Source organism: Pantoea sp. App145, assembly GCF_047947045.1.
Lineage (GTDB): Bacteria > Pseudomonadota > Gammaproteobacteria > Enterobacterales > Enterobacteriaceae > Pantoea.
Genome location: NZ_CP133290.1, coordinates 2273982 through 2290879, shown reverse-complemented (window position 1 = coordinate 2290879; position 16898 = coordinate 2273982). Strand labels below are relative to the sequence as shown.

Below are 16898 nucleotides of genomic sequence, written 5' to 3'. Positions count from 1 at the left end.
TGTAGAGCGGCCTAATTTTCGACAACCGACACATGAATCGGACTTTTTCAGGGACTCTGAGAGAACAATGCAAACCTCATCTCCGCTTGCGCGCTATGAGCAAGCGCTGTCGCAGGGCGAATTTCGCCCGGATGACGTACAACGGGAAGCCATCACCCGCTTAGATGCCATTCAGCAAGGATTGGTGGCGCGCCAGACAGCCGCGGCCCCCGCCAGCAAAGGCTTGTTTGGCCGTCTTTCTAAACTGATGAATAAAGAGAAAAGCAGTAAGGAAGCGCCGGTGCGTGGCCTGTATATGTGGGGCGGCGTGGGGCGTGGAAAAACCTGGGTGATGGATCTGTTTTTTCAGTCTATTCCTGGCGAGCGTAAATTACGCCTGCATTTTCACCGCTTTATGCTGCGTGTCCATGAGGAACTGACGCAGTTGCAGGGGCACAGTGACCCGCTACTGATCGTTGCTGACCGCTTTAAAGCCGAAACCGATATTCTCTGTTTCGACGAGTTTTTCGTCTCCGATATCACCGATGCCATGTTGCTTGGCACGCTAATGGAGGCGTTGTTTGATCGTGGTATTGCGCTGGTGGCGACCTCGAACATCCCACCGGATGACCTGTACCGCAACGGTTTGCAGCGTGCGCGTTTTTTGCCTGCTATCGAGCAGATTAAGCGTCACTGTGATGTGATGAACGTGGATGCGGGTATCGATTACCGTTTGCGTACCCTGACGTCGGCGCATCTGTGGAGTTTCCCACTGAATGAGGAAACCCATACGGAAATGGAGCGGATGTTCCGCGCCTTGTCCGGTAAAGCCCGCCATGATGCCCCGGTACTGGAAATTAACCATCGCAGTATGCCAACGCTGGGCGTACAGGACGGCGTCCTGGCGATTGATTTTCTGACGCTGTGCGGAGAAGGGCGTAGCCAGCATGACTATATCGAGCTATCACGCCGTTTCCACAGCGTATTGCTGTATGATGTGCCAGTGATGATTTACAAGACGGAAGATCAGGCGCGCCGCTTTTTGGCGCTGGTGGATGAATTCTACGAACGCCATGTGAAACTGGTGGTGGCCGCTGAGACGTCGTTGTTTGAGATTTATCAGGGCTCGCGTCTGAAGTTTGAATATCAGCGCTGTCTGTCGCGCCTACAGGAGATGCAGAGCGAGGAGTACCTGCGTTTACCGCATCTGCCCTGATTCGGCGCAAAAAACCTGACGTGGGGGCGTAAAAAAGTTCGATCTTTACGGGCGACTTCTCTATAATCTTGCGACCCCACGTTACGGCAGAGGTTTTTCTTCCCAGAAACCTTTGTGATCCGGTAACTCTACCTGAGGGGGTGGGCTTGCTGGGCGAAATGGTCGTGTGAGCCTCAATCGTTAACTTAGCGTTTGGGATTTCACCAACGTGTAACTTTATTTGGGTAAGCTTTTCAATGAAAACTTTTACAGCTAAACCAGAAACCGTCCAACGTGACTGGTATGTTGTTGACGCAACCGGCAAAACCCTGGGTCGCCTGGCGACTGAACTGGCGCGCCGTCTGCGTGGTAAGCATAAAGCGGAATACACTCCGCACGTTGATACCGGTGATTACATCATCGTTCTGAACGCAGAAAAAGTTGCTGTAACTGGCAACAAGCGTACTGACAAGATCTATTATCACCACACTGGTCACATCGGTGGTATCAAGCAGGCGACCTTCGAAGAGATGATTGCCCGCCGTCCTGAGCGTGTGATTGAAATCGCGGTTAAAGGCATGCTGCCGAAAGGCCCGCTGGGTCGTGCTATGTACCGTAAACTGAAAGTTTACGCAGGCAACGAGCACAACCATGCGGCGCAGCAACCGCAAGTTCTTGACATTTAATCGGGATTACAGGCAATGGCTGAAACTCAAAACTACGGCACTGGTCGCCGCAAAAGCTCATCCGCTCGCGTCTTTATCAAGCCGGGTAGCGGTAACATCGTAATTAACCAGCGCTCTCTGGAGCAGTACTTCGGTCGCGAGACTGCACGCATGGTCGTGCGTCAGCCGCTGGAGCTGGTTGATCTGGTTGGTAAACTGGACCTGTACATCACCGTTAAAGGTGGTGGTATCTCTGGTCAGGCCGGCGCGATCCGTCACGGTATCACCCGCGCTCTGATGGAGTACGACGAGTCTCTGCGTTCTGAACTGCGTAAAGCGGGCTTCGTTACCCGTGATGCGCGTCAGGTTGAACGTAAGAAAGTCGGTCTGCGTAAAGCACGCCGTCGTCCGCAGTTCTCCAAACGTTAATTGTTGCTGCTTCGGCAGTCACAGTTGGCACAAAAAACCCGCTTCGGCGGGTTTTTTGCTTTTGCCTAACAGGGATTGTTGCCACAAAAACGCGAGCTTTACCCGCATTTTGCCTGCAAATCACTTTCCCCGCCCCACAAGCTGCTTAAAATCTGGTAAACTGACTGTCACTTTGCGCCCGCGAGCCGGAGCGTTATGCGTATTATTTCCGCCAGGATGGGCGAAAAATGCCGCAAACGCTGGCTGTGTGCGAATCTGATAAGCAGGTGAGTCGCCGTGTGGTTGGCTATTCGCAGTAATTTTTTGTGAACAAACTTGGAGGTTTTCATGGCTGTCGCTGCCAACAAACGTTCGGTAATGACGCTGTTTTCTGGTCCGACTGACATTTTCAGCCATCAGGTACGTATTGTACTGGCTGAGAAAGGCGTCAGCGTGGAGATCGAGCAGGTTGAAACGGATAACCTGCCGCAGGATCTGATTGACCTCAACCCGTACCGCACAGTGCCAACGCTGGTAGATCGTGAACTGACGCTGTATGAATCCCGCATCATCATGGAATATCTTGATGAGCGTTTCCCGCATCCGCCGCTGATGCCTGTCTATCCGGTTGCTCGTGGCGAAAGCCGTCTGATGATGCACCGTATTGAGCAGGACTGGTATAGCCTGATGCGCATCATTGAAAACCGCACCGGTGCAGAAGCCGATGCCGCGCGTAAACAACTGCGTGAAGAACTGCTGGCCATTGCGCCGTTGTTCTCACGTACTCCGTTCTTTATGAGCGAAGAGTTCAGCCTGGTTGATTGCTATCTGGCACCGCTGCTGTGGCGTTTACCGTCTATGGGTGTTGAACTGGCTGGCGCCGGATCGAAAGAGCTGAAAGGCTACATGACCCGCGTATTTGAGCGTGACTCTTTCCTCGCTTCACTGACTGAAGCAGAACGTGAAATGCGCCTTCAAGCCCGGGGCTAATCTATGGAAATGTCGCAATTAACGGCCCGTCGCCCTTATCTGTTGCGTGCGTTTTATGACTGGCTGCTTGATAACCAGCTGACGCCGCATCTGGTGGTCGACATCAATCTGCCTGGTGTACAGGTGCCGCTGGAATACGCGCGTGATGGTCAGATTGTGCTGAACATTGCACCGCGTGCTGTCGGCAACCTTGAACTGGGTAACGAACGTGTGGAGTTCAATGCACGCTTCGGTGGGGTACCGCGTCAGGTTTCAGTACCGATGGCGGCAATTCTGGCTATCTATGCCCGTGAGAACGGTGCAGGCACCATGTTCGAACCGGAACCGGCCTATGAGCTGGCAGCCCAGGACGAACTGGAGGGTCAGGAAGAAACCATGATGTCAGTGATTGATGGCGATCGTCCTGACGATTCAGCTGACGATGAAACCCCACCAGATGATGAGCCGCCGCCGCGTGGTGGTCGTCCATCGCTGCGCGTGGTGAAATAAACGCCAGTTGACCGACGAGGTCAGTATAAAAAAATCCGGGAACATGACGTTTCCGGATTTTTTTTATGCGACGTAAAAATTAACCTTTATACGGCTCCCAGGCCTGTGACCAGTGTTGACCTGCATCAGGCTCGTAAGCCCATGCCGCAGCCCCACACCAGCTGGTATACGGCCAGGGTTTGCACTGATAAAGACCACCTTTATTGGACACCACATCGCCAGCTTTGTAGTTGGTGCCTTCTTTATAAGCGGGATGCTCAGAAGGGATCGAGTCACCGGCTAATGTCGTCACTTCCAGCGTTTGGCTCTTGTCAGAAACACGGTTGGTCACGCTGACAGCCGCAACCTGATACTGATATTTTGTGGCGGCAGATAATCCGCTATCAGTGAGGCGAGTCTGCGTCGTTTCTTTAATCTGCACGCCGTTACGGTAAATAACGTAGTGTTTGATCGCCACATTACCCACGGCTTCCCAGCTCAGCGTTGCACTGTCTTTATCGATAGTTTCCGCTTTTAATCCCTGAGGCGCTGCAGGTGTACAGTCTTCGCACTCAATACCCGGCGTGGTCACTGAGGTGGTCTGGCTGGGTAAAGAAACATTGCCCTGCTTATCCTGAGCAGTGACGAAATAATCGTATCTTGTCTCGGCCTTAACATTATTATCCACATAGGAAGGGATAGGGGTTGAAGCGATATTCACATCATTACGCCAAACTTGATACTGGCTAACGCCCTTGTTATCCGTTGAGGCTGTCCATGAAAGCGCGATCTTGTTGGCAGCAACATCATGAGCGATGGGATGGCCCGGTTGGCTTGGGGCTTCATGATCAATATCAGGAACAGAATTTTCATGCACCATTGCTGCATAGCGTCGCACAAATTCGTTACCGTATTGGTTGCCATTGGCACTCGAACCCGCATCCCAGTTAATTGACCAGGTCATCAAGCCTTTAATCGGCGTACCCTGAGCGTTGAGCTTGTCCCATGCAGAGCGAAGATCCGCTTCGTTACGCACATAACCGTTAGCCGCGGCATCTGGGTTACTGGGCAGGCCAATCGCCAGTTTATTCGCCGGGATCTGCATATAGGTACGGGTACCGTGGATCAAGGAGTCGGTCATATAATACAGGAAATCAGCTTTACGTGATTCGTCCCCCTGAGTAACCGATCCACCTGGGATATCATCTCCCCATATTCCAGCTCCACCCTGGTTGTAATATTGTGGAGCGATAACATCATAGTAGCCTTCTAATGACTTAATGATCGGTTCATATGCTGCGCCTCTTGCCAGGTAGGGAAACTCAGGAGCCATGCTGATAATAAATTTGGGGTACTGATTTTTAACGATTTTTAATGCCGCAGGAATTTCTGTCTGATTGGACGCTGCGGTAATCGAGTGACCTTCTAAATCAATATCGATTCCGTCGATACCATAGAGGTTAATCAGACGAATAATCTCAGTGGCAAACTTCTGTCCATCACCCGGTTTCAGTGCGATATTACGTGCTTCTGCTCCTCCCAGTGACAGCATTACAGCTTGTCCACGTCCATTAAGGATGGCGACTTCGTTACGAAACTCTTCGTCACTCATGTTATGAGGTTCAAAAGTCGGGATGCCGTTATCAGTCATAAATGCGACCGTCACAACATCATATTCCGCCGGGACTGATGATAATTTCATATAAGGCGCGGTTCCGCCTTGATAACCATCATCTTTACTTGCCCAGTTATGCCAGAAACCAATCATAATTGGCTTCTGACTAATATCCGGCATAACTGATTCGGCACCGGCGGCAAAAGCAGCCTGGCTGCCGAGTCCTGCAGCTAATAAAATAGCACCCGCCAGAAATTTCTTTTTGAAAATGTTCTTCATGAAGATTAAGACCTTTTAAATAAGCGAAATGATCTCCTGTAGTGTATTTAAAAAGCGAAACAGGCTATTTAGGGGGTATCCCTGAATAAAAGCGAACTGTCTTTATTTGATCGGTGGTATGACGGATGGGGTGAAGAATTCTCTTAACGCCAAAGAAAAATGCCAGTCAGCATTCACTGACTGGCATTCAACAAACGAAGCGCTTATGTCGCCGTCTTAGTAGACGTCACGCAGGTAACGCTTGTCTTTCTTCAACTGGTCGATATAGGCAGCGGCACGCTCGCTGGACAAGCCACCGAACTGACGAACCACTTCATACAGCGCGGAATCGACATCTTTCGCCATGCGTGATGCATCACCACACACGTAGAAATACGCACCTTCCTGCAGCCAGGCGTACAGCTCAGCGCCTTTCTCCAGCATGCGGTTCTGCACGTAAATTTTTTCTTCCTGATCGCGAGAGAACGCCAGATCAAGATGCGTCAACAGGCCACTTTGCTGCCACTCGTTCAGCTCATCCTGATAGATGTAATCGTGTTCCTGATGCTGGTCACCAAAGAACAACCAGTTTTTGCCTTCGGCACCGGTGACTTTGCGTTCCTGCAGGAAAGCACGGAACGGCGCAATACCGGTACCTGGGCCAACCATGATCAGTGGTGCATTGTTGTTGGCGGGTACGCGGAAAGCTTTATTCGGTGAAATAAAGATTGCCGGTTTCTCGCCGCGACGCACACGTTCAGCCAGGTAGGTGGAGCAAACGCCGTTACGGGCGCGGCCAGCGCTGTGATAACGCACAGACGCGATGGTCAGATGGACCTGGTTCGGATGCGCTTTCGAGCTGGAAGAGATGGAATAAGCACGGTGTTGCAGCGGACGCAGCATCGCCACAAATTCCGGCACCGACAGGCTACGCGTCAGCTCCAGTTGCAGCAGGTCCAGGGTGTCTTTGCCCCACAACCACACGCCAAGGGTATCTTTGTCATCGTGCTGTAATACGTGGCGCAGTTCCTGGTTAGTGGTGTTCTGGCCCACCCACTCAATCAGTTTGCGTGACGGTTCCGAGATTTCGAACTGATAAGTCAGCAAGTCACCGAGGTTACGGTCAAAGCCCGGCACCGGCGTTTCATAATCAGCGTTCAGCTGGGTCAGCAGCAGCGTCACCAGCGCAGGGTCATTTACTGGGATCACGCCCAGTGCATCGCCCGCTTCGTACTTTAGTCCGCTGTCCGTCAGATCAAACTCAAAGTGACGGATATCTTTGCCTGACTGCTCACCGGAAAGACGTTTATTGGTCACCAGCGCAGCGGCATACGGGTTCTGTTTATTGCTACCCGGAATGACCGGTGCTTCCGGCGCGCTCTCCAGCACCGTGCCGCTGCTGCCCGCACTGGCGGCAAACTGTGGCATGGTGCTGCCGATCCAGGCGCTGGATGGTTCTTCGTAATCAATATCACAGTCGATACGGTCAACGACGCGTTTCGCACCCAGCTGCTCCAGACGCATATCGATAAATTTACCGGCCTGACAGAAGCCGTCATAACCGGTATCACCAATCGCCAGTATGGCGAAGTGCATCTGCTCCAGACGTGGCGCAGTGCTGGCAGAAATGGCCTGCCAGAACAGCTGTGCGTTGTCCGGCATTTCGCCTTCACCGTAGGTAGACGTGACGATCAACACATGACGCATGGTGGCGAAGACATCAATATCCACTTCACCCAGCGCCTGAACCACCGGCACCAGGCCTTTGGCACGTGCTGCTTTCGCTGCCGTCTGGGCCAGCGCTTCGGCATTGCCGGTCTGCGAACCGAACAGGATATGCAACTGGGTGGTGGTCGCCGCACCAGCCGCCGGAGCAGTCTGCTGCTTGTCTTCTAACACCAACAGGCGCGAGTGGAGACCGGCGAGAAAACCCGCCAGCCAGTATTTTTGATCACCATTGAAAGGTGCATCTTCAGGAATGTAAGGAATCTTCATGGGTACTTTTACTCAATCCCGTTCAGTCATATTCAGTCGATAATACACAAATTCAATAGCTCAGCTATCAGGATAATTTTCCGACAGCCGCTGCGATTTCCGGCAACGCCGCGCGGGCGAACAGCTCTTCAAAATCAGGCAGATGACCCAGAACATCACGGTTGCGCGCGTCCTGATAGATGATCCAGCCATAGGTCGCCAGGCTATCCATTGAGCGGATATTACGTTGCGTCAGTGCCGCTTTGTAATCCGACATACGTTTGGAGGCGATCAGGCTTGCCAGTTCGTCATCGTTGTAGTTCTCGATAGCGGAGCGCGCATGACGTTGCAGCTTGCTCACCAGCGAGAAATCTTCTGTCATCAGCAGGTTACGCACCGCTTTCTCAACAGCCGGATCTTCCACCGAGGTTCCTTTTGGCAGCTTGCTCAGTGCCAGCTGCTGCGCGAAGCTCAGCACGGTGTAGTTGTTGAGCAGCACGAACATTTCCAGCGTATCGGTGGCACCGTAAGCCGGGACGGCACCATTAGCGATGGTTTTACCGGCACGCCAGGCCGCTTTAAACTTCGCAACCTGATGTGCAGCCAGCGACGTTGACAGCTCTTCCAGCAAATCTTTACGTGACTTGGCCTTCAGAATCTCACCGCCATCCTGATAGAGCAACAGCGAACGCGGCATGACATAGACAAAGTGGTGACACTCAGTTTCCCAGTTCGCCAGCAGCCATGCGGCACGCGGCGAGTTGGTCGCTTCCAGATGCCAGTTCAGCATGGTCAGCACCGCTTGTTTGTGCACTTTCGCCATTTCGTCTTCATCGGCGATGGAGCCAAACAACACCGAGTCTCCGGCGGCGTGCGCAGCCAGCGACCCGTACGGATCGTACTGGTAAGCAAAACCGCCGCTCATGCCGTTACCAAAGCCTTTACCGAAGGTGCCGAGGTTGAGAATGGCACCGTTGGTCATGTATTCACAGCAGAAGTCACCGACGCCTTCAACCACAGCGGTCGCGCCTGAGTTACGTACCGCGAAGCGGTCGCCCGCCTGGCCCTGTACAAACAGACGGCCACCGGTGGCGCCAAACAGCGCAAAGTTACCGATCAGCACGTTACCATCGCTGTCCTGTGCGCCGCCGCCTGGAGACATTACCACCAGTTCGCCGCCGCACTGACCTTTACCGACGCCATCGTTACAGGTGCCATAGTGTTTCATCTGCATGCCATCGTTGCAGAAGGCACCAAATGACTGTCCGGCGGAACCGGAGGTATGGATCTGTACGGTGGCCGGAGCCAGATAATGACGACCGCGATCGTCTTTAAACACTGCCGGGATGGCCGCTAATTGTTGCGCTGACAGCTCATGGTTCAGCATGCGTTCGATATCGATCGCCAGCTGGCCGCCCACGCTTTTGTTACGGTTGTTAAGGGTGATGCCTGCGCCCAGTTCAATGGCACGGCTGCCTTTGGCAACCAGTTGATCTTTCAGTTCTTCCACCCAGCCATCATCCAGGGAGAAATCTTTTTCCAGATACACCGGTTTGGCGATCTTCTGCTCCGGGACCACGGTCAGCATGGCGCGCAGGTCCAGCTTGCCGACTTCCAGCGGGTGATCCATCAGGTGCAGCAGGTCAGAACGGCCACGTGCTTCACGCAGTGAACGCAGACCGAGGCGTGCGAGGAACTCACGCACTTCCTGCGCCACGTTGATGAAGTACTGCGCCAGCTGACGCGGGTCACCATCAAAGGCTTCGGCGTTGGTGGTCAGACCGGCCGGGCATTTCACGTTACAGTTTTTCGCCATGACGCATTTCAGCATCATCAGCGCAGTGGTACCAAACTCGAAGCTGTCGCCGCCGAGCAAGGCAGATTTGATCACGTCGCTACCGGTCTGCTGTGCGCCGGAGCAACGCAGCTGGACTTTATCGCGCAGACCATTGGCACACAGCGCCTGATGGACTTCCGCGATGCCGATTTCCGCCACACGACCGGTATATTTCAGGCTGGTAACGGATGCCGCACCGGTACCACCGGTGTTACCGGCGACGTTGATGACATCCGCACCTGCTTTGGCTACGCCAACCGCGATGGTGCCGATACCTTCGGAGGACACCAGCTTAACGATGACGCGCACGCGTGCTGCTTTACAGTCGTGAATCAGCTGCGCCAGGTCTTCGATGGAATAGGTATCGTGATGTGGCGGCGGTGAAACCAGCTCCACACCCGGTGTACCACCACGAGCAGCCGCAATTTCTACCGTTACTTTCGGTGCCGGTAACTGGCCGCCTTCACCTGGTTTTGCCCCCTGGCCGATTTTAATCTCCAGCTCTTCCAGCATCGGATCGGCAAGGTAGGCCGCCCAGACGCCGAAGCGACCAGATGCCAGCTGTTTGATGCGTGAGGCACGGATGGTGCCGTGGCGTGAATAGTGTTCGCCACCTTCACCACAGTTACTCATGCCGCCAACCATGTTGGTGCCGTGAGCCACCGCTTCGTGTGCCGGTGCCACCAGCGCACCATGGCTCATCGCACCCGACGCGAAGGTACGGGTGATTTCGTGCGCCGGCTGAATCTCTTCCAGCGGCAGCGAAGGCAGGGCAGTAAACAGGCGTGACAGGTAGTCAGCGGCTTTGCCGTAAGCGGTGATGTGCAATGCGCTATTCACCACTTCGCTACTTTCAATCTCGTCGGCGAAACGGGTTTTCAGTGCGCGCGCCAGTGCTGCCAGACGCTCGCTTTCCGGTTTCAGGCCCGCGATGGCATCAACCAGACGCAGGGTAAACTGGTTCAGGCTACCGTTAACCGCTTCACATTGCAGGCCGCGCGTTGCGAAACCGTTGTTGACCAGCGAATAGCGACCCAGTTTGCGGCCAAATTCGGCTTCGCTATCAACGTGGGTCAGGTCACACGGCAGCGCAAGGATATCGCGCAGCGCCGCCGGACGGCGTTTACGTTCGGCATACATCAGGCTGGAGAACTGACGATAATCCGGCGTGATGGCAAAGTTATCGATGACATCGTTCGGAATGCGTTCGAAGCTGCTGTCTTTAAAGGAGTCAGCTTTAATGCTGAAAGCGTTATCCAGTTTCGCCAGCGTCATCAGACGAATAAAGTTATCCTCTTCGCGTGCTTTGTCAGCAAAGCGAATCGGCTGCTCCGTCATATCAATAAAGGTACGCACGGCGATGGTGCCGTAAGAGTGGCCTGCGCCTTCGGCACGTTCTTTAAACAGGCCGAGCAACGGCACTTCTGCCTCACCCTGAATTTTCAGCGAGCTTTGATGCCAGTCAACCGCCATCTGGGCGATAGCCGGGAAGCCCGCGCCACCGACCGGCGTTTTGATATTCGGGAAGTATTTTTTCAGCACCGGATCATTGGTATCGAGGAAGTTCGGCTCGAAGAACTCACCGCAGCTGTAGCTTTCCACGGTACACAGACCCACTTTGCCCATGGTTTTCATCAGCGCTTTTTCTGCGGCTTTGGCATAGCGTTTAAAGGCTTTGTTGCCTTCTTCGCCTTCGCCAAATTTCTCTTCGGCACGCATCTGCACGCCCAGCGGGTACACGGCGGATGCGCCGAAGCCCAGTGTGGCGGCGATATGGTGTGAAGAGATGCTCTGGCCGCTTTCCACCACCAGTGAAACATCCAGACGCAGACCTTCCTGCACCAGACGCTGGTTGATGGCAGACACCATCAGCAGCATCGGGATCGCTGCATGGGTCGAGGAGATATGGCGGTCAGTCAGTACCGCGATACCGCCCTGTTGACGGGCGAAATCCACCACCTGCTGTGCCAGGTCATCAATGGCTTTTTCCAGTGCCGCCGCGTTAGCCGCACGGCTGACGATATCTTTGCCGATAACCGGTTGGTACAGCATCTCAAAGCGCTGGTACGGAGCCACTTTCTGCTCGCGCAGACGCAGCATATCGAGGTGAGTCAGGATGGGGGTCGGCACCACAATCTGCTGGCCTTTGCTGCGGCCCAGATGCGGCTTGGCTCCCAGGGCCACGCGCAGCGTCATACCGTCCGCTTCACGGATGGAGTCGAGCGGTGGGTTGGTGACCTGAGCAAAGCGCTGCGAGAAGTAATGCGCCATACCACCTTCATGATCGGACAGGCCATTAATGGCATTGCCGTAACCCATGGCTGAAATTTTCTCAGCACCGGTTTGCAGCATCGGATCCATCATGAATTTGAAGCTTTCCTGGTTGTAGTAGTAGGCGACAAAACGCTGATAGGTTTTGAGGTCTCCACTATAACGCAGCGGCGATCCGAGTTTCTCCGCCGGGATCTCCGGCAGATCTTGCAGGTCAATACGGGCTGCACTCAGCAGGGCCGGGTAGTCTTTCTCAGCGGCCAGCTTTTCCAGTGCTTCAACCGTGGTGAAGGAGCGTTTTTCACGGTGATCGTAATACAGCATACCGCCCGCTTCGATACGACCACGGCGCAGGACGCTTTCCGGCGGGAAGGCAATCTGGCCCGCTTCAGACATGGCACCGATATATTCTGCGGTCTCGACGGAACGCAGTGGACGCAGACCGAGACGGTCCAGACGCGCGCCAATCACTTCACCGTTACCAAAGATCAATGCTGCCGGGCCATCGTTCTTCTCTTCATACAGGGAGAAATATTCCAGCATGGCGCGCACTTCAGTTGAGAGCGAGGTGTCGTTCTCCCAGGCTGGCGGCATCATGGAAACCACGGCGTTGATCAGGTCAAGATTGTCTTCCATCAGGCGGCTGTGGATGCTCTGGTCCAGACGTGAGCTGTCTGACTGGCCGTTCGGACGAACGATCTTTTTACCACGCGCCAGCGCCAGTGCGGATTCGGCAATGCGGTTTTTACGGTCAGTGTTCAGTTCACCGTTATGGGCCATCAGGCGGAACGGCTGCGCCATGGTGGTGTGTGGGTCGGTGTTAGTCGAGAAACGAGTATGGAAAAACAGACCGCGAACATGGTGGTCCGGGTCGGTTAAATCTTTAAAATACGGAATGACTTCATTGGAGTTCAGGCGCGCTTTAAAGACCTGGGTGCGCGAGGAAAGCGACAGCGGGTAGAGACCGCCGAATTCGCTTTCAGTAAAGGCCTGAGCTTCAATGTCCAGCAGCGCACGATAGATGCGTTGCTCAAATTCGTTCTGGCTGGCGATGTCCTGCGGGGCAGCAAACACCCATTGCACAATCGGCAGCTGGAATTGCAGGGCAGCCGGGCGCGTTACGCTGCCGTCCAGCGGCATGTCGCGTTTTACCAGCACCGGGAAGTTATAGGCTGCCAGGGTTTCTTCGACCAGACGTTCGGCATTGGCGCGCAGTTCGCCATCTTTAGGCACAAAGAAGTTACCCACGCCAAAACGGCCGGCTTCCAGCGGCTGGCCCGTGATTTTGCGGAAGAAGTGCAGAGAAAGGTCGACGTTTACGCCAGCACCATCACCCACGCCTTCTGCCGACATCCCGCCACGGTGCGGCACTGTGCATAGTGCGCTGTGCGCCATTTGCAGGATCTCATGAGTCTGCTCGCCGTCCTTACGTGTAATGAAACCTACACCACAGCTATCACTGCCCGCTGTTGGATCATACAAGCCATAGGGATAAGGTTTTTGAGTGGACATTGAGGGTTCTCCTTAAACAAACTGCTTTGACATTACCTGCATTATTTCAAGCACAGAGCACTGCTGAGTCAGCTCACAGGCGCTGTATCAATTTCTACCCCGCCCGGCAATGAGCGGGCGTCGCAACACCGAGCAATTCCTCTCAAGACATAGTATGGACGTCCTTGGTGAGTTGCTCTTAAATCCGGGTCTCTTAACTGGAGATAACTTGCATCTAGAGGGAGTCTTCTTGCTGCATAGATATGCCGAGACACTGGCCCGACAGGAAAGCATCCAGCGGAGTTCCAACTTATCGGGAAAGCGTACTCAGGTCAAATTGCCAGCTTTATTGAGGGTAATCTGCTTTTTTGTTGGTTAAAGATATGATTTTAATGGGTTATTTAAGAAAAAAGTTGTCGATGTACCGGTTGGCAATCCCGCAAGAAGTGTGAGCCGTCTCACTGTGGTGCAGCCTTCAAATCTCTGCACCATGCTGGGGCTGGTGGTGTTTTCAGCATAAAATGCTGTTAAGGACACTTCGTGCACAGGATGTATCTGTTTTTCTTATGGCGTCATATTTGAATCAGGATAGGGGGTGTCATTAGTAAAATTAATCATGCTGGGCGTGCTTAAAACATCGCTTAAGTTGAATGGATATGCAAAAAGGAACAGCAACCATTGGACAATATGGCTGCCAGGGTACTGATTAGCACGGCGTGCTGAGAAATGGGCCGCAAAAGCGCGGCCCTCCAGATTATTCAGTTGGCAGAATTAGTCAAGCGCTTTACGCATAAACACCGTAACGTCGGCGAAATTGCGCTGCAATGCACCATTACGGGGCATAACAACAGCGATACGGCGCGGCCAGTCAGCGCGTATCCCCAATAATTGCGCTATCATGAGCCAGATTTCGTTCAGGGAGTGGGTAATGAAACAGATTCGTCTTTTAGCGCAATACTACGTTGATTTGATGGTCAAACTGGGGCTGGTGCGATTTTCGCTTCTGCTGGCCTCGGCACTGGTGGTGCTGGCGATGGTGGTACAGATGGCCGTCACTATGGTGTTGCGTGGCCATGTCGAGAGCATCGATGTGGTGCGTTCGGTATTCTTTGGTCTGCTGATTACACCCTGGGCGGTCTATTTCCTCTCAGTGGTGGTTGATCAACTGGAAGAGTCGCGTCAGCGCCTCTCACGGCTGGTGGATAAGCTGGAAGAGATGCGCACGCGCGATCTTGAGCTGAATCAGCAGATGAAAGAAACGATTACTCAGCTCAACCAGGAAATCGCTGACCGTATTAAAGCCGAGCAGGCGCGTGAGCAGGTGATGGATAAGCTGCGCGAAGAAATGGCGCGCCGTGAGCAGGCACAAATCGAACTTGAACAGCAATCCTCCTTCCTGCGTTCTTTCCTTGATGCTTCGCCGGACCTGGTGTTTTACCGCAATATCGATAAGCAATTCTCTGGCTGTAACCGCGCGATGGAGCTGCTCACCGGATTGAGTGAAAAGCAGCTCATTGGTCTGACGCCACGTGATATCTATGATGAAGATGCCGCCACCAAGGTGCTGGAAACCGATGAGAAGGTGTTCCGCCATAATGTGTCGCTGACTTACGAACAGTGGCTGCAATATCCCGATGGGCGCAAAGCCTGCTTCGAAATCCGTAAAGTCCCTTATTACGATCGCGTCGGGAAGCGCAGTGGCCTGATGGGCTTTGGCCGCGATATTACCGAGCGTAAGCGCTACCAGGACGCGCTGGAGAATGCCAGCCGTGAAAAGACCACCTTTATTTCCACCATCAGCCACGAGTTGCGTACCCCACTGAACGGGATTGTCGGGCTGAGCCGTATTCTGCTGGATACCGATCTGAATCAGGAGCAACTTAAATACCTGAAAACCATCCATGTGTCGGCCATCACCCTCGGCAACATCTTTAATGATGTGATCGAGGTGGACAAGATTGAGCGGCGTAAAGTGCAGCTGGATAACCAGCCGCTCGATTTCACCGGTTTCCTGTCCGATCTGGAAAACCTCTCCGGCCTGCTGGCGCAGCCGAAAGGGCTGAAGTTCGTCATGTCACCTGAGCTGCCGCTGCCACACAAAATTTGTGCCGATGGCACGCGCCTGCGACAGATCCTGTGGAACCTGATTGGCAATGCAGTGAAGTTCACCCAGCAGGGCGAAATCGTGGTGCGTGTCGCTTATGGTCAGGATGAAACCCTGCGTTTTGAGGTGGAAGACTCCGGCATGGGTATCCCGCAGGAGGAACAGGACAAAATCTTCGCCATGTATTATCAGGTAAAAGACCAGCATGGTGGCAAACCGGCAACGGGCACCGGTATCGGGCTGGCAGTGTCACGCCGCCTGGCACAGGCGATGGGCGGCGATATCAGCGTGCGTAGCGTGCAGGGGCAGGGTTCCTGCTTCATTGTCGAGATCAAGGCTCCACGCGTCGCGGAAGAGGTTGAGGATGACAACCTTGACGACAGCATGCCGCTGCCCGCGCTGCACGTCCTGTTAGTGGAGGATATTGAGCTGAACGTGATCGTGGCACGTTCGGTGCTGGAGAAACTGGGTTGCAGCGTTGAAGTGGCGATGACCGGTACCGCAGCACTGGAGATGTTCGATCCTGAGGAGTTCGATCTGGTGCTGCTGGATATTCAGCTGCCGGACATGACAGGCCTTGACGTATCGCGCGCCATTCATCAGCGTCATGCGGGTGAGATATTGCCACCGCTGGTGGCACTGACTGCCAACGTGCTGAAAGACAAAAAAGAGTATCTGGATGCGGGCATGGATGAGGTGCTGAGTAAACCGCTGGCGGTACCGGCGCTGACGGCGATGATTAAGAAGTTCTGGGATTATCAACCTGAAGCGGATACGCCGGAGGCAGCCCCTCAGGCCGAGGAGAAAACCCGTGCGCTGCTCGATGTGCCGATGCTGGAGCAATATATCGAGCTGGTGGGGCCAGGATTGATCACCCAGAGTCTGACGATGTTTGAAAAGATGATGCCGGGTTATCTTGATGTGCTGGATTCCAACATGATGGCGCGTGACCAGAAAGGCATTGCGGAAGAAGGGCACAAAATCAAAGGCGCAGCGGGTTCTGTTGGTCTGTTGCATCTGCAAAAGCTGGCGAAACAAATTCAGTCACCGGAGTTACCTGCATGGTGGGATAATGTTCAGGAATGGATTGATGAGTTAAAACAGGAATGGCGACACGACGTGAACGTATTACGTGAGTGGGTAGCCGCGCGGGAAAGTAACAAACCCTAGAAAAAAATGACCCCAGTCGAAACTGGGGTGCGCGAATACTGCGCCAACACCAGGGAAATTGTCGCTGTTGCTATTATTTGAGGTCTATCCTGAGCAACAGCGTGGTATTGGTTAACGCTTCCAAAACACCTTAGCAAATTCGTCATCAGTTGTGACAAGATTCATTAAATTGTGTGATGTTGAGCAGCGTTTAAATACAGAAAACATTAATTTGATGACACAGTCAAGCAAGGAATCAATTTCTTTGCCTCATTGTGTTATTTTTGACCAAATGTTCTATTTTTGCTGCGATCATAACGTGCTGAAGCGGCAGAAAAACCCGACAAGCGCAGCGAAAGCCAGCTGGTGGCAAAATTTTTGTTTTTTTTCAGGTTAACTGACTGAAAAATGGTGCGAATATGGGAAGAGTGCCCAGGTTATCCAAAACGTTTTGGAAACCGTCGACAGAAAGTTCCGGTTTATGGTTTTAACCC

Annotated in this window: 10 protein-coding genes; 6 read left to right on the top strand and 4 right to left on the bottom strand. The window is 53.5% G+C overall.

The annotated features are described in order from the left end of the window. Positions 1-67: 67 nt before the first annotated feature. The 5 genes from zapE to sspB all read left to right on the top strand — a co-directional run bounded on the left by zapE (position 68) and on the right by sspB (position 3726). The gene (gene zapE, locus RCF31_RS10525) at positions 68-1195 is read left to right on the top strand and encodes a cell division protein ZapE (RefSeq protein WP_416410273.1); all 1128 of its coding nucleotides are present in this window, start codon (positions 68-70) and stop codon (positions 1193-1195) included. Between the two features lie 236 nt (positions 1196-1431). After that, positions 1432-1860 carry a 50S ribosomal protein L13 gene (gene rplM / locus RCF31_RS10520; protein WP_084872133.1) on the top strand — a complete coding sequence of 143 codons (429 nt, stop codon included), beginning with the start codon at positions 1432-1434 and terminating at the stop codon, positions 1858-1860. Positions 1861-1875: 15 nt separating this feature from the next. Further along, entirely contained in the window at positions 1876-2268 is a 393-nt protein-coding gene (gene rpsI, locus RCF31_RS10515; protein ID WP_013507645.1) for a 30S ribosomal protein S9, read from the top strand. Positions 2269-2595: 327 nt separating this feature from the next. Beyond that, entirely contained in the window at positions 2596-3237 is a 642-nt protein-coding gene (sspA, locus tag RCF31_RS10510; protein WP_416410270.1) for a stringent starvation protein SspA, read from the top strand. A gap of 3 nt (positions 3238-3240) precedes the next feature. Then, positions 3241-3726: a ClpXP protease specificity-enhancing factor gene (gene sspB, locus RCF31_RS10505; RefSeq protein ID WP_084872135.1), complete on the top strand. Its 486-nt coding sequence runs from the start codon at positions 3241-3243 to the stop codon at positions 3724-3726. 79 nt (positions 3727-3805) lie between these two features. On the opposite strand, the gene RCF31_RS10500 is transcribed toward sspB, so the two are convergent. The 4 genes from RCF31_RS10500 to RCF31_RS10485 form a co-directional block, all read right to left on the bottom strand. Next, positions 3806-5599 (bottom strand): fibronectin type III domain-containing protein, encoded by a 1794-nt coding sequence (locus RCF31_RS10500; RefSeq protein ID WP_416410268.1) that lies wholly within the window; start codon positions 5597-5599, stop codon positions 3806-3808. Between the two features lie 216 nt (positions 5600-5815). Then, positions 5816-7573: a sulfite reductase subunit alpha gene (locus tag RCF31_RS10495; RefSeq protein ID WP_299457898.1), complete on the bottom strand. Its 1758-nt coding sequence runs from the start codon at positions 7571-7573 to the stop codon at positions 5816-5818. Positions 7574-7640: 67 nt separating this feature from the next. Then, positions 7641-13172: a glutamate synthase-related protein gene (locus RCF31_RS10490; RefSeq protein WP_299457897.1), complete on the bottom strand. Its 5532-nt coding sequence runs from the start codon at positions 13170-13172 to the stop codon at positions 7641-7643. 750 nt (positions 13173-13922) lie between these two features. Further along, positions 13923-14051: a hypothetical protein gene (locus RCF31_RS10485; protein WP_416410265.1), complete on the bottom strand. Its 129-nt coding sequence runs from the start codon at positions 14049-14051 to the stop codon at positions 13923-13925. A 28-nt stretch (positions 14052-14079) separates the two neighbouring features. Here RCF31_RS10485 and arcB point away from each other — a divergent pair, with 28 nt between their 5' ends. After that, positions 14080-16425: an aerobic respiration two-component sensor histidine kinase ArcB gene (gene arcB / locus RCF31_RS10480; protein ID WP_416410263.1), complete on the top strand. Its 2346-nt coding sequence runs from the start codon at positions 14080-14082 to the stop codon at positions 16423-16425. The last annotated feature ends 473 nt before the right edge of the window (positions 16426-16898 follow it).